Source organism: Pseudomonas sp. BW7P1, from assembly GCF_024981055.1.
GTDB classification, from domain to species: Bacteria; Pseudomonadota; Gammaproteobacteria; order Pseudomonadales; family Pseudomonadaceae; genus Aquipseudomonas; species Aquipseudomonas bananamidigenes.
Genome location: NZ_CP103374.1, coordinates 107,509 through 126,950, shown reverse-complemented (window position 1 = coordinate 126,950; position 19,442 = coordinate 107,509). Strand labels below are relative to the sequence as shown.

The 19,442-nt window shown below is 61.8% G+C and carries 16 protein-coding genes; 6 read left to right on the top strand and 10 right to left on the bottom strand.

Translation table 11 applies throughout. The features are described from left to right. Nucleotides 1-151: 151 nt before the first annotated feature. Nucleotides 152-3,109 (bottom strand): autotransporter domain-containing protein, encoded by a 2,958-nt coding sequence (locus NWV16_RS00605; protein ID WP_260521571.1) that lies wholly within the window; start codon nucleotides 3,107-3,109, stop codon nucleotides 152-154. A 241-nt stretch (nucleotides 3,110-3,350) separates the two neighbouring features. Here NWV16_RS00605 and NWV16_RS00600 point away from each other — a divergent pair, with 241 nt between their 5' ends. Beyond that, a complete protein-coding gene (locus NWV16_RS00600) occupies nucleotides 3,351-4,700 on the top strand; it encodes a HipA domain-containing protein (RefSeq protein ID WP_260521570.1) in 1,350 nt (449 codons plus the stop codon). Next, on the top strand, nucleotides 4,697-4,975 hold the full coding sequence (locus NWV16_RS00595) for a helix-turn-helix domain-containing protein (protein ID WP_260521569.1): 279 nt from the start codon (nucleotides 4,697-4,699) through the stop codon (nucleotides 4,973-4,975). Before NWV16_RS00600 ends, NWV16_RS00595 begins: the two co-directional genes overlap by 4 nt. A gap of 30 nt (nucleotides 4,976-5,005) precedes the next feature. Here the strand turns inward: NWV16_RS00595 and NWV16_RS00590 are convergent, their stop codons facing one another. The 3 genes from NWV16_RS00590 to NWV16_RS00580 are packed head-to-tail and all read right to left on the bottom strand — an operon-like array spanning nucleotide 5,006 to nucleotide 6,770. Beyond that, complete coding sequence (locus NWV16_RS00590; protein ID WP_260521568.1) at nucleotides 5,006-5,677, bottom strand: GNAT family N-acetyltransferase; 672 nt, start codon at nucleotides 5,675-5,677, stop codon at nucleotides 5,006-5,008. A 12-nt stretch (nucleotides 5,678-5,689) separates the two neighbouring features. Beyond that, the gene (locus NWV16_RS00585) at nucleotides 5,690-6,136 is read right to left on the bottom strand and encodes a GNAT family N-acetyltransferase (protein WP_260521567.1); all 447 of its coding nucleotides are present in this window, start codon (nucleotides 6,134-6,136) and stop codon (nucleotides 5,690-5,692) included. A gap of 10 nt (nucleotides 6,137-6,146) precedes the next feature. Further along, entirely contained in the window at nucleotides 6,147-6,770 is a 624-nt protein-coding gene (locus NWV16_RS00580; protein WP_260521566.1) for an FMN-binding negative transcriptional regulator, read from the bottom strand. A gap of 92 nt (nucleotides 6,771-6,862) precedes the next feature. Here NWV16_RS00580 and NWV16_RS00575 point away from each other — a divergent pair, with 92 nt between their 5' ends. Further along, nucleotides 6,863-8,413 carry a PLP-dependent aminotransferase family protein gene (locus NWV16_RS00575; protein ID WP_260521565.1) on the top strand — a complete coding sequence of 517 codons (1,551 nt, stop codon included), beginning with the start codon at nucleotides 6,863-6,865 and terminating at the stop codon, nucleotides 8,411-8,413. Nucleotides 8,414-8,527: 114 nt separating this feature from the next. Here the strand turns inward: NWV16_RS00575 and NWV16_RS00570 are convergent, their stop codons facing one another. The 6 genes from NWV16_RS00570 to aspA form a co-directional block, all read right to left on the bottom strand. Further along, nucleotides 8,528-9,628, bottom strand: coding sequence for a polyamine ABC transporter substrate-binding protein (locus NWV16_RS00570; RefSeq protein ID WP_260521564.1), 1,101 nt, complete (start codon nucleotides 9,626-9,628; stop codon nucleotides 8,528-8,530). Beyond that, entirely contained in the window at nucleotides 9,625-10,650 is a 1,026-nt protein-coding gene (locus NWV16_RS00565) for a histone deacetylase family protein (protein WP_260521563.1), read from the bottom strand. The genes NWV16_RS00570 and NWV16_RS00565 overlap by 4 nt, the downstream gene beginning before the upstream one ends. 132 nt (nucleotides 10,651-10,782) lie before the next feature. Further along, on the bottom strand, nucleotides 10,783-11,781 hold the full coding sequence (locus tag NWV16_RS00560) for an AraC family transcriptional regulator (protein WP_260521562.1): 999 nt from the start codon (nucleotides 11,779-11,781) through the stop codon (nucleotides 10,783-10,785). Between the two features lie 168 nt (nucleotides 11,782-11,949). Continuing rightward, nucleotides 11,950-12,954 (bottom strand): asparaginase, encoded by a 1,005-nt coding sequence (locus NWV16_RS00555; RefSeq protein ID WP_260521561.1) that lies wholly within the window; start codon nucleotides 12,952-12,954, stop codon nucleotides 11,950-11,952. A gap of 168 nt (nucleotides 12,955-13,122) precedes the next feature. After that, nucleotides 13,123-14,568, bottom strand: a complete 1,446-nt coding sequence (locus NWV16_RS00550; RefSeq protein WP_260521560.1) for an alanine/glycine:cation symporter family protein — start codon at nucleotides 14,566-14,568, stop codon at nucleotides 13,123-13,125. A 441-nt stretch (nucleotides 14,569-15,009) separates the two neighbouring features. Then, complete coding sequence (gene aspA, locus NWV16_RS00545; RefSeq protein WP_065260932.1) at nucleotides 15,010-16,434, bottom strand: aspartate ammonia-lyase; 1,425 nt, start codon at nucleotides 16,432-16,434, stop codon at nucleotides 15,010-15,012. Nucleotides 16,435-16,614: 180 nt separating this feature from the next. On the opposite strand from aspA, the gene NWV16_RS00540 reads away from it, so the two are divergent. The 3 genes from NWV16_RS00540 (at nucleotide 16,615) to NWV16_RS00530 (ending at nucleotide 19,333) form a co-directional block, all read left to right on the top strand. Then, complete coding sequence (locus tag NWV16_RS00540) at nucleotides 16,615-17,532, top strand: LysR substrate-binding domain-containing protein (RefSeq protein ID WP_260521559.1); 918 nt, start codon at nucleotides 16,615-16,617, stop codon at nucleotides 17,530-17,532. A gap of 216 nt (nucleotides 17,533-17,748) precedes the next feature. Next, nucleotides 17,749-18,240, top strand: coding sequence for a 5-(carboxyamino)imidazole ribonucleotide mutase (purE, locus tag NWV16_RS00535; protein WP_003229641.1), 492 nt, complete (start codon nucleotides 17,749-17,751; stop codon nucleotides 18,238-18,240). A 10-nt stretch (nucleotides 18,241-18,250) separates the two neighbouring features. After that, on the top strand, nucleotides 18,251-19,333 hold the full coding sequence (locus NWV16_RS00530; RefSeq protein ID WP_065260867.1) for a 5-(carboxyamino)imidazole ribonucleotide synthase: 1,083 nt from the start codon (nucleotides 18,251-18,253) through the stop codon (nucleotides 19,331-19,333). Nucleotides 19,334-19,442: the final 109 nt, after the last annotated feature.

Below are 19,442 nucleotides of genomic sequence, written 5' to 3'. Positions count from 1 at the left end.
TGCCTCGATGCCGGGCGATTCCGAACCGTACGAAGGGCTTGGCGTCCGCTTTTGTAGCTCAATCAATGGCGAGTCATGAACCCGCCATGATTACTTGATCGACCGGACGCTTTTGCCTACAGCATCCGCTGAAGTATCGATTGGCGAAACCTCAGAAACTCATCTGCCATTGCCCGATCAATACGTGATTGCGACTGTTGTTACCGATCTCGCCGCTGTAGCCGAGCCCGAGCGTCTGCCGTGCCGAAACACCCAGATCCAGCCCTGCTTCGAGGACGAGGCTGTCACGATCCAGCGAGCTGCCATCGACGCTGAACGCCGTACCGCCGACAACGAACGCCTGGCGGGTCGAGCTGCTGACATCTCCATAGGTGTGCTTCCAGCCGGCCGCCATCCGTGGTGTCAGGCTCATGCCATTGTCCAGTGAGCCGAGGTGCGCCAGGCGTACGCCGAAGGTGCTGCTGAAGTTGTCCTGGGTCTGGCTGTCGACCTGCAACGTCGCCGCGCCGCCCTTTTCCTGATAGCGGTCGCGGTGATAACGCTGGTAGCCGAGGCTGGCGTAAGGTTCGGCGCTGAGCCGGCCGCTGCCCATGGCGTAGCCGAGTTCGGCGAAGGCCTGCTGGCTGTTGGCGTCGTAATCGCCTTTGGGGCGGTCGCTGAAACCGTTGAACGCGACCGTGCGTTTGCTTTCGCCTTGATGACCGCTGTAAGCCGCGCCCAGGCGCACTGCGAACGGGCCATTCTGATGCTGGGCGTAGACCCCGGCATGCCAGCTCTCGACATTGCCGTCGACACCGGTGGCGTCCAGATCGGTCTTCGAATACCCACCAAGAATGCCCAGTCGCCATTGTGGATTCAGCGCCCAATCGGCACCGAGCACGCTGCCCCTGGTGCGCTGCTCGAGACTGCCGTTGCCGTGTTCGCCATCGAGCTTGCCGTAGCCGCCGATGGCTTGTAGCCAGAGTCGTCCGCGAGCGTTCGGGTCATTCAGATTGCGCGCTTCGGACGGTACGCCGTTGGCGGCGAGGATCGGTGTGTCACGCTGATCGAGGCCGACCATCAAGCCGGGACTGCCACCCATTTGCCGCATCGCTGAAAGCATGCTGCCGCCCACCTGACTGCTGGCGCCGAGGGTGGCGCTGGTCAGGTTGGCGTTGCTGGCGCCGGCCAGTTGCTCGATGGCCGCTGGGGCACCGCTTTGAGTGGTGTTGAGCAAGGCGTTGTACAGCACGTTGTTCTTGCCTATCGAGGCCAGGCTGTTGGCGGCGTTGCGGCCGTTGCCGGTGACGGCGAATTCATTGAACGCCACATCATTGCGGGTGTAGGTAAGATCAACCTGAGTCGGCGAGTAAGCAAGCGTCGGGGTGAGAAAGGCGTAGTCGCTGGTGACCGCACCGAACGTGCCGTTGACCTGCGCAGCCTGCAACACCGTGTATCGGCTCTGCCATGGATAGGTGCCGGTGCCGGGATTGACCGCGAGCGTCGCACCGTTGAGGTTGGCAGTGCCGCCGACCTGGACCGGTGCGCTGCTGCCATCGGCATTGACACCGTAAGCGAGGGTGGATGCGCTGCCCATGTTCAAGTCGTGCACGACTGTCGCGGTGCCGAGTCGGGTGTCGGTGCGCAACGTACCCTTCACATTGAGGTTGTCCACTGAGCCACCGCCGGCATAAACGCCGCCGGCGTCTACGGTCAGGCTGCCGGCGATGCCGCCCTGGTTGATCAGGGTGGCGCCATTGCGCACGGCACCGCCGTCGCTGAAATCGCCGCTGCTTGTGAGTGTCCAGGCGCCTTGTTTGACCTCCAGCCATTCGAAATTGCGGCTGTTACCAAAGCTGCCGCCCGCCGCATCGTCCATCACCACGCGGTCATAACCGGTGCCGCCATCGACCACACCAGTAAACCGGCTGCCGCTGCGCAGGGTCAGGCTGTCGTTGCCGCCGCCCAGATCCAGCGCCAGGCCGTTGCTGCCGCTGAGAGTGCCGCCGTTGATCACGTTGTCGGCGAATTCACCGACGAACTTCACGCCGAAACCGTCGAGCCCTTGAATGGTGCCGTAGTTCTCCAGCGTGGTGGCCGCCAGCCCCGAGCCGCCGCTGCCGTCGTCCACCAGAATCGCGCTGTTGGCGCCGCTGATCAGTGCACCTTTGGCGTTGAGGATGTAACCGCCGCCCAGGGCGATGCCTTCACTGCCGTTGGCAAAACCACCCTTGTCCACGCCGCCGGCGCCGACGCCCTGGATGGTGCCGTAGTTTTCGATGTGGGCGATCTTGTCGATATCCACGCCGTCACCATCGCCATTGGCTTGCAACCCGGAATACGCGCCAGTGAGGGTGCCGTGGTTGATCACCGTGCCGTCGCCATCGGAGCCGAAACCCGAGCCATTGCGCCCGGTGATCTGCCCGTAGTTGACCAGCGTCGCGCCAAGGTCGGTGGTGATGCCGTGGCGTCCACCGGAAATCACACCGTAGTTGGTCACGCTGACACCGGTTGCACTGTCGATATCGATGCCGTCGAACTTCTGGTCGGCGTTGAGCGAGTCGCCGGTCGATATCTCGCCGTAGTTGCTGATGGTCGCGTTGGCACCGGTCTTCATGCCGTCGCTGGCGTCGCCACGAATCAGTCCGCCCGCGCGGTTGATGAGCGTGGTCTTCACGCCGTCGCTGCGCAGCGCATCCAGATCCAGGCCCTGGCCTGTGGTCGAACGAATGGTGCCGCTGTTGTCGATCAACAGGCTGCCGCTGACGAAGTTGCTGTCGATGCGAATCGCGTCGTTGGAGCCGAGAATCTGCCCGCCGCTGCGGTTGTAGATCGCGTAGTTGCGTGCCTGGGTCAGGTCGCCGCTGCTGTCGATGGCCCGGCCACCGGTGGAGATGATCTTGCCGGCATTGTCGATGATCACGCCGGCACCGCGGGTGCCGTCCTTGAGGCTTACGGCCTTGCCGCTGTTGGTGATGCTGCCCGGCGCCGAAATCGTCAGGGTGTCACTGCCGCCCAATGTCTGCGACGCGGTGGTGGCGGTGTCGATCACGACATTCTTGCCGTGGGCGGCACTGGTGGCGATCAGCAGGGCGGTGGCAAGCGACAGGCGCTGAGGCGGGAGCGGCATGGGGAGAACGTCCTTTTAGTTATTAGAGAGGGCGTTCTGTATAGCGAATGGGGTTTACAGAATGATGTCCGTGATGAACTCGGCTGCATATGCATTATTTTGCATTCGTCGAGAAATTTGATCGCCTTGTCTGCACTTTAATGCAGATAAAGGGTCATCTTGATCTCCAAAAATGCACTATATTGCAGTTCTGATTCACTAAATATTCGCTGGGGTGCATTTAATTGCAGATAAGGGCCGCATGCATTATTTGACATTGCAGATATTCGAAGCCGGTAAATGGCACGACGCGATGGTGTTGAGTTTCGACTCGCCCGAAAAAGGCTTCGAAAGCCGTTGCAGCTTTGGTTACGAGTCGGCGTATCTGGTCGAAAACCATGAGGCCATTGGCTCTGCGTTTTCCAGGGCCGTGAGTGCGTCGTATCCGCTGGATTGGGAAGGCCGGCGATCCATCACGCCTGCGTTCGTGCATGACATTGCACCGGCAGGCGCTGCCAAAAGGTTTCTTCTCGCACGTCTGGGGCAGGAGAAACCTGCAGACATCAGTGCTGATCTTTATCTGCTCGGACGCTGCACCCCGGCTCCGATCGGCAATATGCGGATAAAGGAATCAGCCGAGGCTGTCGACGAGCGCAAACCCATAGGGTTTCAGCGCCAGGATGTCGTCAGCCGTGACCACCGGTTTCTTGAATACGCCTACGAAATGGGGGCTGCGATTGGCGGTGCGACGGGAGCCGGAGGTGAAGCGCCCAAGATTCTTCTGGCTGAGGATCGTGCCGGTTTTTTGTACCCCGATGCAGTGCTGGAGGATGGAAACGTCCGTCAGCACTGGTCTGTGAAATTTGCCCGGAATAAAGGCAGTCAAACCGATCAAGACATCCTGCGCAGCGAATTCCATTACTACCAGGCGCTTCAGGCACTGGGTATCGAGACCGTCGCAGCGGAAGGTCTGGCGTTAGAGGAAGCGAGCAAGCCGAGCTTGTGGATGCAGCGTTTTGATCGTCAGGTGACTGAGCGAGGTGTAGAGCGTTTTGCTGTGGAGTCGATCTACTCACTGGCCGGAGTGACGACGCCGGGCAGTGCGATGAACCATATGGATGTCATTCGCATGCTCGCCAGGCTCTGGCGCGAAGCGGGGCAAGCGGATGAGATTCCGGCACTTGTCGCAGACTATTTACGTCGGGATCTGATCAACAAGATTCTTGGCAACTCGGACAATCACGGTCGCAACACCGCAATCATTCGTGATGTCGACTCGTATCGTCTGGCCCCCATTTATGATCTGGCCCCCATGGTCATGGATGATGAAGGTGTGACCCGCACGACCAAGTGGCCAAAAGAGCTGGAGAGGGCGGGTGATGTTGATTGGCGGGGTGTTTGCCGCGCATTGGCGGACATTTCCGATCCGGATGACCCATTGGCATTGTCCGACGCGCCGGAGTCTTTCGAGCGCTTGCGTGAAGATGCGCAGTGCCTGGCCGAGTTGCCGGATATTTTGAGCGCCAGCGGTTTGCCTGACCGGACGATGAATCATCCGGGCGTTCACTTGAAAAACCTGGAGCAACGTTTGAAAGACTGGGATTTGAAATGAGCATGACCGTCGCCGAGCGCACCGTGCTCATCGAAAGCATTCAAGAAGCACTGGCTCAGGGAACCGTGGAGATCGGTGAAGCCGTTCGCCGTTTGCGCGTGGAGGTCACCGGGTTGCATCAGACCCAGTTTGCGAAGATGTGCAGGATTTCGGTACGTACGCTGGTGCACATCGAGCACGGGGAGGGTAATCAGACATTGAAATCGTTGAATGCCGTGTTCCGCCCGTTCGGACTGAAGATGGGGGTGGTGCGGGTTCGGCGAAACGACAGCTGAACCCGCAACCCGATCAGTGTCGATCGAGTTTCAGGCGCGGCACTCGACCAACCCCTTCACCTGCCCCTCGGCCGTCTGGTTCTTATCGCTTAACCAGCGCTCGAACCCTGCCGCGATGGACGGCCATTCCGTATCCAGAATCGAATACCACGCGGTATCGCGGTTCCGGCCTTTCACGACCATGTGCTGGCGAAACACGCCTTCGAAGCTGAAACCCAGGCGCTCGGCCGCGTACTTGGAGCGGGCGTTGCCGTTGTTGCATTTCCATTCGAGGCGGCGGTAGCCGAGGGCAAAGGATTCCTTGGCCAGCAGGTACACCGCCTCGGTGCTTTTCGGCGAGCGCTGCATGGGGGCGCCGAAGGTGACGTGGCCGATTTCGATACGGCCATGAGCCGGGACGATCGACATCAGACTGAGAATGCCTTGCACCTGGCCGCTGGCGCGGTCGATGACACTGAAGAAATACGGATCGCTGTGGGCCGCATGGTTGTTCAGCCAGTCATTGAAAGCGCTGCGTTCCGGGAACGGGCCGTAGGGCAAGTAATCCCAGAGTTTCGGATCGGCGCCGGGGCCTTGCAGAGCGTTGAACAGGTCGTCGCCGTGGCGCGCCGGGTCGAGTTTTTCCAGGCGAATGAAGCGGCCTTCGATCAGGGTGGTCGAAGGCGGTGGAACGCCTTTCCAGTCAGCGAGAGAAATCGTCATGCGCGTGGATCCTTAAATGGCTTTGCGAAACTGGATGAAACCCGGGCGTTCGGCGATGCGCTCGTAGAGCTGGATCGCGGTGGCGTTGGTTTCGTGGGTCAGCCAGTGCACCTTGCAGCACCCGTCGGCCTTGGCCGTGCCGTAAACGTGTTCGATCAGCAGGCGTCCCACGCCTGTGCCACGGGATTTCGGCTCCACCAGCAGGTCCTGCAGATAGCAGGAGTTCTCGATGCTCCAGTTCGAACGATGGTAGATGAAGTGCACCATGCCCACCGCTTTGCCGTCGGCCCAGGCGAGTGCGGCGTGAGTCGGCTCGTTCGGGTCGAGAAAACGCTGCCAGGTGCTTTGGCTGACGGTGTCCGGCAGCTCGGTGTTGTAGAAGCGCAGGTAGGCCTGCCACAGCGGTAGCCAGGCCGCGTGATCGGCGGCGCTGACCGGACGGATGTCGATCTGACTCATGGTGATTTCCTTAACGCATCAGGTGAGCGAGGGTTTGATCGTTGATGTCGGAGCTGGCGGCCAGGCCTTCGCGTACGCCGGCGATATCGGCGGGGCTGCGGTTCTGACTGAGCTTGCGCTTGCCTTCGAGGCGGTCGATCGGGATGGCAAAGCCGACGATGGCCTTGAGCATGCCGTCGATGTAGTCGGCCGGGGCATCGTCGACCGACCAGGGCTCGGCACGGCCAGCCTCATGGCGATCGGTGAGGGTGCTGACGATGTCCAGCAGGCGACCGCCATCGCTGAAGGTTTCGGCGTGGCCGTAGGCGTGCACGGCGACGTAGTTCCAGGTCGGTACGACTTTGCCGTGTTCGGCCTTGCTCGGGTAAAAGCCCGGGCTGACATAGGCATCGGCACCTGGAAAAACCACCATGGCTTCGGCGCCGTCGCGCAGGTCCTTCCATTGCCCATTGGCCTTGGCCAGATGCCCGTACAACGTACCGTTCGGACCTTGTTCGCGATGCAGCAGCACCGGCACATGGCTGGCCTGCAAACCGTGCTCACCGTGGGTCACCAGGATGGCGAGGCGGGTGGCGAGGATCAGTTCGTGCAGTTGGGACAAGTCGTCGATGGCAAAGGCGCGGGGCGTGTACATGGAGAGATTTTCCTTGGCGAATGCCTGCATCGTAGGCAGGCTATTGGTCTGTTGTAAGAGCCATTGAAGACCAATTTCATAGGTCCATTGCCATGCCCGATCCGACCACACTGTCGTTGTCGTTCAATCCTGCCGGCATCGAGCTCGACCGCCGCAAAGGACTCAGCCGTCAGCTCTATCAGGCACTGCGCCTGCGGGTGCTGGACGGGCGTCTGGCCAGCGGAACCCGTTTGCCGGCCAGCCGGGATCTGGCCGCCGCGCTGTCGGTCTCCCGCAACAGTGTGGTGCGGGCTTACGATCAGTTATATGCCGAAGGATTTATCGAAGGGCGGGTCGGGGACGGTACTTACGTGGCGCAGTTGCCCGAATCGATAACGCCGACGAAAAAACTGTCCACACAAGTATCCACAGGCTTTTCAACAGGGTTGCCCACAGACTTATCCACAAAATCCGTCGATTCCACTGTCTATTCATCCAGCAAAGTTGTCCACAGTGGTGCGTTACAGCGGCTGGAACATAACCATTTGCCCCTGCCGCCGAGCGGACCGCCACGGGCGTTTCGCGTCGGTGTTCCGGCCTATGATCTGTTCCCGTTCGACGTCTGGGCCAAGCTGAACGCGGCGTTCTGGCGCAAGCCCGATCTGCAGCAATTGTGTTATGGCGATCCGGCAGGTGATGCGCGTCTGCGCGGTCTGGTCGCGGCCTATTTGCGCAGCTCTCGTGGCATGCAGTGCTCGGCTGAACAAATTGTGATCACCAGTGGTGCCCAGCAGGGAATCAGCCTTTGTGCACAGTTGCTGGTGGAACCGGGTGCGGGGGTGGGCATCGAGAATCCCGGATACCGCGCAGCGGGTCATGCCTTTGCGCTGGCCGGCGGTCGCCTGCGCGGCATTGCCGTGGACGAGGAGGGCATGGACTGTGCGGCGCTGGCCGCTGCCGAGGATTGCCGGGTGGCTTATGTGACGCCGTCGCATCAATACCCGACCGGCGTGGTGATGAGCCTGGCACGACGCCTGGAACTGCTGGCCTGGGCGGAGCGTACCGGCGGCTGGGTCGTCGAGGACGACTACGACGGCGAATATCGCTATACCGGTGCACCGTTGGCCCCGTTGGCTGCGCTCGATCGCCAGGGGCGCGTGCTGTACGTCGGCACTTTCGGCAAAGTCGCGTTTCCGGCGCTGCGTCTGGGCTATCTGGTATTGCCGCCAGGACTGGTGCGAGCGTTTACGCAACGGCGCGCGGTGGATGTGCGGCATTCGGAAGTGAGCACCCAGGCCGTGATGGCCGAGTTCATGGCCGCGGGGCACTTCCAGCGACACATCCGACGAATGCGCCGTGCGGCGCTGAGCCGCCGTAACACCCTGTTGGCGGGGTGGCCTCGAGGCATGCCCGGTGTCGGCAGCCTGCCGAGCGTCGCGGCAGGGCTTCACCTGACGGTCGCGGTCGATTCATTGGCCCGGGAGCAGGCGCTGGTCGAAAGCGCCGCCCGGGCTGATGTCGAGATCAACGGGTTGAGCAGTTACTGGTTGCCGGATTCGGACAGCCCCATGGACCGGCGAGCCGGACTGGTTCTGGGATTTGCAGCGGTGCCCGAGGCCGGCATCACGGCCGCTTTGAGGCGCCTGGAACAGGCCTGGCGGTAACGGAGATAAACGCTCCGCCGCGGTGTAATCGTCGTTCGGTGTTTCAGGGGCGAGGTAAAGAAGGACCCGCGCAGGCGCGGGTCGCTCGATGTTGTCAGTCGCGGCCTCTCTGTCTCAGGTGCCGGACTTGATCTTGGTCCACGCCCGGGTTCGTGCCCGCTCCGCATCGCGCGGCAGCGGCTGCAGGGTGTAGAGCGTATTCATCGCCGCTTCGGTCGGGTACAGGTTGGGGTTGTTGCGGATCGCCGGATCGACGTGTTCGGTGGCGTCCTTGTTCGGGTTCGGATAGCCGACAAAGTCGCTGACCGGCGCAATCACTTGCGGTTGCAGCAGGTAGTTGATGAAGGTGTAGGCGTCCTGCGGGTTCTTCGCGCCTTTCGGGATGGCGAGCATGTCAAACCAGATCGGCGCGCCTTCCTTCGGCAGGCGCATGTCGACCACCACGCCGTTCTTCGCTTCCTTGGCACGGTTGGCGGCTTGCGAGAAGCTGCCCGAATAGCCGACCGCGACGCAGATGTCACCGTTGGCGATGTCGGCCATGTATTTGGACGAATGGAAATAGGTCACGTACGGACGAATCTTCATCAGCAACGCTTCGGCCCTGGCGTAGTCCGCCGGGTTCTTGCTGTTGGGATCCAGACCCAGATGTTGCAGGGCCAGCGGCAGGATCTCCGACGGCGAGTCGAGCAGAGCGACGCCGCATTGCTTGAGCTTGCTGATGTTTTCTTCCTTGAAGATCAGATCCCAACTGTCCACCGGCGCGTTGTCACCCAAGGCAGCCTTGACCTTTGTCGGGTTGAAGCCGATCAGGATGGTGCCATACATGTACGGCACGGCGAATTTGTTGCCCGGGTCGTTGGCCTCGATCAGCTTCATCAGTTTCGGGTCGAGGTGGTTCCAGTTCGGCAACTGGCTGCGATCCAGCGGCTGGAACACCCCGGCCTCGATCTGCTTGGCCAGGAACACGTTGGATGGCACCACCACGTCGTAGCCGGAGTTGCCGGTCAGCAACTTGGCTTCCAGCGCTTCGTTGGTGTCGAAGATGTCGTAGACCAGTTTGGTCTGACTGTTCTGCGCCTTGAAATCCTCCAGTGCCTTGGGGGTGATGTAGTCGAACCAGTTGTAGACGCGCAGGGTGCGTTCTTCGGCGTGGGCCACGCCGTTCAGCAGCACCGCGCACAGCGCGGGAGCGATGAAATGCTTGAGACTTTTCATGACTCGAAACCTTCCAGCACGTTCACCGCATTGATGCCGATTTCTTCCACTGCGTAGCCACCTTCCATCACGAACAGGGTCGGTCTGCCGAGGGCGGCGATGCGTTTGCCCATGGCCAGATAGTCCGGACTGTCGAGCTTGAACTGCGAGATCGGGTCGTCCTTGAAGGTGTCGACACCCAGCGACACGACGATGATGTCGGCACCGAAGTTTTCGATCTCCCGGCAGGCCTGTTCCAGTGCAGCGCTCCAGACATCCCATCCGGAACCCGCCGGCAGCGGATAGTTGAAGTTGAAGCCTTCGCCGGCCCCTTCGCCGCGCTCATCCTCGTAACCAAGGAAGAACGGGAATTCCGCTTCCGGGTGCCCGTGGATCGAGGTGAACAGCACGTCGCTGCGCTCATAGAAAATCGACTGGGTGCCGTTGCCGTGGTGATAGTCGACGTCGAGGATCGCGACCTTCTTGTGGCCCTGGTCGAGGAATGCCTGGGCGGCAATGGCAGCGTTGTTGAGGTAGCAATAGCCGCCCATCAAATCACCGGCGGCATGGTGTCCCGGTGGACGGCACAGAGCGAAGGCGCTGCGGGCGCCCCGCTGGATTTGCGCTTGCGCGGTCAGCGCAACCTGCGCTGCGCTGTACGCCGCTTGCCAGGTGCCAGCGGTGATCGGCGCGCCGCCGTCGAAGCTGTAATAGCCAAGCTGGCCGTGCAGGCTGGTGGGTTTGACCTGACGCAGGGTGCGCGCCGGCCAGGTGTAAGGCAGCAAGTCGCCGTCGGTGTTGAATTCGGTCCAGCGCGCCCAGGCGCCTTTGAAGAAATCGAGGTAATCGCGGCTGTGGATGCGCTCGATCGGTCCGAGGCCGAAATCCTTCGGCGCTTCGACCGGGCCGAGGTTTTGGGTTTTTACCCGTTGCAGCACGTGGTCGGCGCGGGACGGCATCTCGAAGCAAGGCTTGAGCTGGCCGTCGATCAATTCGCAGCGGCCATGGTGCAGATGGTGATCGTCAGAGTAGATCGTCAGCATTTGTTGTTCTCCGCAGGGGCTGATTCGGTTGATCCCAGTGTTGCGGCGCGGGGCGAATCGGAGAATGGCCAGAGAGGCCAAAAGGGGATCGATGTGGCCAAAAATGCTGACCTGATATCGCCCCTGGACGGTTTAACCGTGTGGGCGGAATTGACTGGGCGCCACGCCGCTCCAGCGCACGAAGGCATGGCGGAAGCTTGCGGTCTCGCTGAAACCCAGGGTTTCGGCGATGCGGTAGATGGGTAGCTGATCCTCGCAGAGCATCTGCTTGGCTCGCTCGAAGCGCAGTTCGTCGAGCAGTTCCTGATAGCTGCAACCCATGTCTTTCAGATGTCGTCGCAGCGTGCGCGGCGAGCAATTCATCTGCTGCGCCAGACCTTCCAGCCCCGGCGCGGCGTTGAGTTGCGCGCTGAGCAGCTGGCGGATACGCCCGAGCCACGCCTGACGACCGGTGAACTCGGTGTTCTGTTTGCGGCACCGCTCGGCCATGGCCTGGTGGGTAATGATGTCGGCCAGTGGCAGCGGTTGGTCGAGCCAGCGCCGGTCGAAAGCGAAGGCATTGTCCCTGGCACCGAAGTGCAGAGGGGCATTGAAGTGTTCGGCGTAGCTGTCGCGGTAGTCCGGAGCGGCGTGTTCGAAGCGGGCGGCCAGCAGTGGCAGTGAATGACCGAGCAGGTCGTCGCAGATGACTTTCAGCGACACCAGACAGAACTCGGCATTGAACACGGCCATCGCCGGACTCTCGCGGTAATCGGCGGCGACGAACCAGACGCGCTCGCCGTCGTCCTCCATGCTCAGTTCGAAAAGTGTTCCCAGCAGCGCCGGATACCGGATCGCCAGCCGCAAGGCGTCACCGAAGGTGGCACAGGTCAGTAGTGCGTAACCGAGGATGCCGTAGCAGGAAACATGCATGCGTCGGCCCAGCTCCAGGCCGATGTCGTGCTTGAGCGCGACGGCGTTGGCGCACACCTGCATTTCCTGATTGGTGGTGATGCGGGTGTCGGCCCGGCTCAGATCCGCCGCGCTGATGCCGCTGCCGGCCAGCAGTGCTTCGCTGGAAAGGCCTTCGGTCTTGAAGGTGTTGAGGATCAACGAGACCGCATTGAGCGTTGTGAGGTGGGAGTGGAGCATGGGATCTTCCAGCCTTGGGGTGCTGGAAACGGCAGCAAGTTACATGCCGGACGAAGAGTCAATTGTGGGAACGGGCTTGCTCGCGAATGCGTTGTGTCAGACGACATCAACGTATCTGACATACCGATTTCGCGAGCAAGCCCGCTCCCACAGGGGGGTGACGTGGTCTCAGACCAACTCGCCGCACAGGTCGAGTTCGACCAGACGCCGCACTTCAGCCGTCTCGAGACCTGCACCCAGCAAGGCATTCAACTTGCCGAACGCTGCTTCGCGAGTCATGCCGCCACCGGACAGCACGCCAACGCCCCGCAAGCGACTGCCGGCTTCGTAGATATCCAGCTCCACGCCGCCCTCATGACACTGCGTGACCGCAACCACCACGACACCTTTATCCTGCGCCCGACCGAGGCTGGCGAGAAACTCCGGGTTGTCGCTCGGCCCGGTGCCGCTGCCGTAGCACTCCAGCACCAGACCCTGAATGCCGCTGACGAGCAAACCGTCGATGATCTCGGCGCCGATGCCCGGGAACAGTGGCAGTACTGCAACCCTGGCCAGTTGCTTCGGCTGGTTGTAGTTCAGTGCTGCCGGCAGGGACGTGGCTTTCACGCCGCCGCCCTGACGTTCCAGACGTTTGAACGGATGACGGCCGAAGCTGCGCACTTTTGCGCAACGGGTCGGAGCCAGCAGCTCGCCGTGGAAATACAGATGCACGCCCGGCGCAAGGCCGTGGCCGAGGGCGACCAGTGCGCCGCTGAGGTTTTCCCAGGCGTCGCTGTCGGTGACGCCGGCCGGCAGCATCGAGCCGGTGAAGCACACGCGGGCATTCAGGCCCAGTAGCTGGAAGCTCATGGCGGCGGCGCTGTAGGCCAGGGTGTCGGTGCCGTGCAGGATCAGCACGCTGTCGCAGCCTTGCACATCGACGGCGTCGACCACGGCTTCGCGCAGTTGTTGCCAGTAGGCCGGCGTCATGTTGGCGCTGTCGATCAGCGGCGCCATTTCGCGAAAGCGCCACTGCGGCACGATCAGCTCGGGCTGGCTGTGCAGGTAGTCGCGCATCCGCGCTTCGAAACCGGAGGCCGGGGCCAGGCCGTTCGCGCTGGCCTGCATGCCGATGGTGCCACCGGTGTACAGCACCATGACGTGCCGGGCGGCAGGGTAGGAGTTGGCAATCATCTGAAGGTCTCCACAAGAGATGACATGTGGGAGCGGGCTTGCTCGCGAATGGTGTGTCAGCCAAAGATGTTTCGACTGATTCACCGCATTCGCGAGCAAGCCCGCTGCCACAGGTAATGCATTGCACTTTAACTGACGGGCGCAGGGGATGCGCCCGTCATTCACCCATCAGCGTTGCGCTGCAGGAATGCCTTGCGCCTGAGCGTCCGCCTTGGCAGCAACCGAGGAGTCGGTCGGCCAGGCCTTCAGGTCCAGGTCCAGATCGCTGAACTTGCTGGCGTCGAACACCGGCTGGTCGACACCGGCACGGCGCTGCTCGTCGTAGTCGCGCATCACACGCAGGCCGACCTTGAACAGCATGGCCAGGGCCATCAGGTTGACGAAGGCCAGGCAGGTCATGGTGATGTCGGCGAAGGCAAACACGGTCGACAGGTCCTGCATCGAACCCCAGATCACCAGCGCCAGTACCAGGCCACGGAACGTCATCAGCACAGCGCGGTTGCGGCTGAGGAACTGCAGGCTGTTTTCGCCCAGGTAGTAGTTGTAGAGGATGCAGGTGAAGACGAACAGCGACAGTGCCACGCTGACGAACAGGCGGCCCCAGTCACCGACCACGGCGGCCAGCGAGTTCTGGGTCAGGACGATACCGTCCCCTTCGAAGCCCGGCGTGTAGAAGCCCGACAGCAGGATCAGCAGCGCGGTGCAGGTACAGATCACGAAGGTGTCGAGGAATACGCTGAAGGCCTGGACCACGCCCTGGGCGCCCGGGTGCTTCACAGCCGCCACGGCAGCGACGTTCGGCGCACTGCCCAGGCCCGCTTCGTTGGCGAATACGCCACGCTTCACGCCCATGACGATGGCGCTGCCAAGCAGACCACCGAAAGCCGGGTCGAGGCCGAAGGCGCTCTTGAAGATGGTTTCCAGCATGGCCGGCACGTGTTCGATCTGGGTGCCGATCACATACAGAGTCACGGCGATGTAGGCCAGGGTCTTGATCGGTACCAGCAGGTCGGACACCGCAGCGATGCGTTTGATGCCACCGATGAAGGTAATGGCCAGCAGCACCGCCAGGACGATACCGGTGTGACGCGGGTCGAAGGCAAAGGCGTTCTGCAGCGAATGGGTCACGGTGTAGGACTGCAGGCCGATGAAGGCGAAGCCGTAGGTCACCAGCAGCAGGATGGAGAACACCACTGCCATGCCTTTGAGCTTCAGGCCGTGCTGGATGTAGTAGGCCGGACCGCCACGATACAGACCGTCACCGTCGGCGCGCTTGTAGACCTGGGCCAGGGTGCATTCGAAGAAGCTGCTGGACATGCCGACCAGAGCGGTCACCCACATCCAGAACACGGCGCCCGGACCACCGAGGGTCACAGCGATGCCGACACCGGCGATGTTGCCCGCACCGACACGGCCGGCGAGGCTGAGCATCAGGGCCTGGAACGAGCTGAGTTGACCGGCGTTGCCTTTGAGGCTGTCGCGGAACACCGCGAACATGTGGCCGAAGTGACGCAACTGGACGAAACGCGAGCGAATCGTGAAGTAGCTACCGAGCCCGACAATGAGCACGATCAGTACTTTCCCTGAGAGGAAGTCGTTGATGACTTCGAGCATGGATTTTTCCTCGCTGTTTTTTGTGTAAGCAAATACTGGATGGTTGGAAACATCGCGTTACACCGGTGTGCGTGCGGCACATCAGGCGAGGCGAAGGTTCGTCCCGGTTCCATATCGCGGGTTTGTTATTAGTTCGGGTTTCGCATGGGTTATGGCCTCGTTACCGACGACCGCTCACGCGAAGAGGGGCGGCACTATACCGATCAGTGCGGCGCCCGTCTGCACGGTTGTGGTGCAAGCGACGAAACGAAGCTTTGAAACACCCGACGTTACCGGCGTCGGGTTTGTCTGAAAGCCGGTGTTCGGCCAGCTTTCATACATACGGTTCTCAGGTTTAAACAGTTAAAAAAAAGGGCTTGGGGAGAGTCCCCCAAGCCCTCAAAAGGTGAGAGGTGTCTAGTCCCTCGACCTGGTGAGCGGTGCTACGAGTAACGCGTCGGGTCAGGCCTTCAGAGGCACCAGACGCGGAGCAATCATGTTTTCCGGGCGCAGGATGTCGGCGAGCATGGCATCGTCGAGCAGACCTTCTTCGCGCACCAGTTCCAGCACGCCGCGGCCGCTTTCAAGCGCGATACGGGCGATGCGGGTGGCGTTTTTGTAGCCGATGTACGGGTTCAGCGCGGTAACCAGACCGATCGAGTGTTCGACCAGTTCGCGGCAGCGGGCTTCGTTGGCGGTGATGCCGACGATGCAGTGCTCGCGCAGCATGTCCATGGCGCGTTGCAGCAGGCGGATCGAGTCGAGGATCTTGAAAGCGATCAGCGGCTCCATCACGTTCAGTTGCAGTTGGCCACCTTCGGCCGCCATGGTCAGCGCCAGATCGTTGCCGATGACCTGGAAGGCCACCTGGTTCACGGCTTCCGGAATGACCGGGTTGACCTTGCCTGGCATGATCGAGCTGCCTGGCTGACGCGCCGGCAGGTTGATTTCGTTGATGCCGGTGCGCGGGCCGCTGGACAGCAGGCGCAGGTCGTTGCAGATCTTCGACAGCTTGACCGCCGTACGCTTGAGCATGCCGGAGAACAGCACGAAAGCGCCCATGTCGGAGGTGGCCTCGATCAGGTCGGCAGCCGGTACCAGCGGTTGACCACTGATCAGCGCCAGACGCTGTACCGCCAGGGCCTGATAGCGCGGGTCGGCGTTGATGCCGGTGCCGATCGCGGTGCCGCCCAGGTTCACTTCGGTCAGGACTTCCGGAGCCAGCGTCTTCAGACGGGCCAGATCTTCGCTCATGGTGGTGGCGAAGGCGCGGAACTCTTGACCCAGGGTCATCGGCACGGCGTCCTGCAGCTGGGTACGACCCATTTTCAGGACGTGATTGAATTCTTCACCCTTGGCCGCGAACGCCTGGATCAGGCTGTCGAGGCTGGCCAGCAGCGCGTCGTGACCCAGCAGCAGACCCAGGCGGATCGCGGTCGGGTAGGCGTCGTTGGTCGACTGCGCCATGTTGACGTCGTCGTTCGGGTGCAGGTACTGGTATTCGCCTTTCTGGTGACCCATCGCTTCCAGCGCGATGTTGGCGATCACTTCGTTGGCGTTCATGTTGGTGGACGTACCGGCGCCACCTTGAATCATGTCGACCACGAACTCTTCGTGGAAATCACCGCGGATCAGACGTGCACAGGCTTCGCTGATGGCAGCGTGCTTGGCCTCGCTCAGGTGGCCCAGCTCACGGTTGGCGTCAGCGGCGGCCTGTTTGACCATTGCCAGGCCGACAACCAGTTTCGGGTAATGCGAAATCGGAACGCCGGAGAGGCGGAAGTTGTTCACCGCTCGCAGGGTCTGGATGCCGTAATACGCTTCAGCAGGGACTTCAAGGGAGCCAAGCAGATCGTTTTCTGTGCGGAAAGATGCAGCGGAGGACATGATGGAAATCATCTCGATATGGACCCGGTCTGTGCCGGAACGCTGCGAATCCTAGGCTTCTGCGATTTTTTGGGCCAATGCTGTTAAACACTGCCCTATGCATATTCGGCATAATGCCCGTGTGACGCCGCGTGCGCGGCAGACGTGTGACCTGTTTTGGTGCGTGTCCGGGAGGACGTGATGAATCTGGAAAGCAAATGGCTTGAAGACTTCAGTGCTTTGGCCGCTACCCGCAGCTTTTCGCAGGCGGCCGAACGGCGCTTCGTGACCCAGCCGGCGTTCAGCCGGCGGATCCGCAGCCTGGAGGCCGCGCTCGGCTTGACGCTGGTCAACCGCTCGCGCACGCCGGTGGAGCTGACGGCGGCAGGGCAACTGTTTCTGGTGACCGCGCGCACTGTGGTCGAACAGCTCGGCGAAGTGCTGCGCCATTTGCATCATCTGGAAGGCGGGCAGGGCGAAGTCATCCAGGTCGCGGCGGCGCACTCGCTGGCGTTGGGCTTCTTCCCGCGCTGGATTGCGCAACTGCGTAACGAAGGCCTGAACATCGCCACGCGGCTGGTGGCGACCAACGTCGGCGATGCCGTGCACGCGCTGCGTGAGGGTGGCTGTGATCTGATGCTGGCGTTCTACGACCCGGATGCAGCGATGCAGATGGACCCGGAAATCTTCCCCTCGCTGCATTTGGGCCAGACCGAAATGCTCCCGGTGTGCGCGGCGGACGCCAACGGCAAGCCGTTGTTCGATCTGGAAGGTGACGCCAGCGTGCCGCTGCTGGCCTACAGCGCCGGAGCGTTTCTCGGGCGATCGGTGAACGGTTTGCTGCGTCAGCGTCAGCTGCGTTTCACCACGATTTATGAAACCGCCATGGCCGACAGTCTGAAAAGCATGGCCCTGGAAGGCCTGGGTATCGCCTGGGTTCCGCAATTGAGCGTGCGGAACGAACTGGCCCGGGGCGAACTGGTGGTGTGCGGCGGCCCGCAGTGGCATGTGCCGCTGGAAATTCGTCTGTACCGCTGTGCGCTGGTGCGCAAGGCCAACGTGCGGCTGTTGTGGCGCAAGCTGGAAGGCGGCGCGGCACACGGTACGGCCGGTGCGTGAAATCTGTCTCGTTCACTGACCTTCGAGTCAATAAAACCGGGCTTTTGCGGCAGATGACAGATGGTCGCAACGGGGGCTGTTTATTGCTTTCTTTGCGGTATACTGCGCGGCCTTCGGCCGGTTCGTCCGGCCATTTTTCCTACAACAAGCCACGCGATCTGCGTGGCTTGTTGTTTTTGACGCGCCTGCGGGCGCCCAGAGAGAAGAGGCGCGACGATGAGTGCACTGGTTGGCGTGATCATGGGCTCCAAGTCCGATTGGTCCACCCTTAGCCACACCGCCGATATGCTGGAAAAGCTCGGCATCCCGTACGAGGTCAAGGTGGTTTCCGCCCACCGCACCCCGGATCTGCTGTTCCAGTACGCCGAAGAGGCCGAAGGCCGCGGCATCGAGGTGATCATCGCCGGTGCCGGTGGCGCAGCCCACCTGCCAGGCATGTGTGCGGCCAAGACTCACCTGCCGGTGCTGGGCGTGCCGGTGCAGTCGTCCATGCTTTCGGGCGTCGACTCGCTGCTGTCGATCGTGCAGATGCCGGCGGGCATCCCGGTTGCCACCCTGGCCATCGGCAAGGCCGGCGCGATCAACGCTGCGCTGCTGTCGGCGAGTATCCTGGGCGCCAAGCATCCACAATTCCACGCGGTACTGAAGACCTTCCGTGCCGAGCAGACAGACAGCGTCCTGGACAATCCAGACCCACGTATTGCCTGAGGGTGTCGAGATGAAGATCGGTGTAATCGGTGGCGGCCAGTTGGGTCGCATGTTGGCCCTGGCGGGTACTCCGCTGGGCATGAACTTCGCATTCCTCGACCCGGCGCCGGATGCTTGCGCCGCTGCGCTGGGCGAACACCTGCGGGCCGATTACGGCGATCAGGATCATCTGCGCCAATTGGCCGATGAAGTCGATCTGGTGACCTTCGAGTTCGAAAGCGTCCCGGCCGAAACCGTGGCCTTCCTTTCGCAATTCGTACCGGTCTACCCGAGCGCCGAAGCCCTGCGTATCGCCCGCGACCGCTGGTTCGAAAAGAGCATGTTCAAGGACCTGGGGATTCCGACCCCGGCGTTCGCCGACATCCAGTCGCAAGCCGACCTGGACGCCGCCGTCGCGTCGATCGGTCTGCCGGCCGTGCTGAAAACCCGTACCCTGGGTTACGACGGCAAGGGCCAGAAAGTCCTGCGCAAGCCTGAAGATGTGGTCGATACCTTCGCTGAACTCGGTAGCGTGCCGTGCCTGCTGGAAGGCTTCGTGCCATTCACCGGTGAAGTGTCGCTGATCGCCGTGCGGGCCCGCGATGGCGAGACGAAATTCTATCCACTGGTGCACAACACCCACGAGAGCGGCATTCTCAAGCTGTCGGTCGCCAGTTCCGATCACCCGCTGCAGGCCCTGGCTGAAGACTATTCCAGCCGCGTGCTCAAGCAACTGGACTATGTCGGCGTGATGGCGTTCGAATTCTTCGAAGTCGACGGCGGCCTCAAGGCCAACGAAATCGCCCCGCGCGTACACAACTCCGGGCACTGGACCACCGAAGGCGCCGAGTGCAGTCAGTTCGAAAACCACCTGCGGGCCGTTGCCGGTCTGCCGCTGGGGTCGACCGCCAAGGTCGGCGAGAGCGCGATGCTCAACTTCATCGGCGTCGTGCCGCCGGTTGAAAAGGTCATCGCCATCGACGATTGCCATCTGCATCACTACGGCAAGGCCTTCAAGGCCGGACGCAAGGTCGGTCACGCCAACCTGCGCTGCAAGGACAAGGCGACCCTCGAGCAGCAGATCCTCAAGGTCGAGGCACTGATCGCCGAGTAACGAGAGTTTCATCTGGCAGCGGCGGAACCATTACGGGGCCGCCGTTCTCTGATGGCAGGATGCCAAAGTCTGACTAGGCTTTTGCATAACGACCAATTCAGAGGGAAAT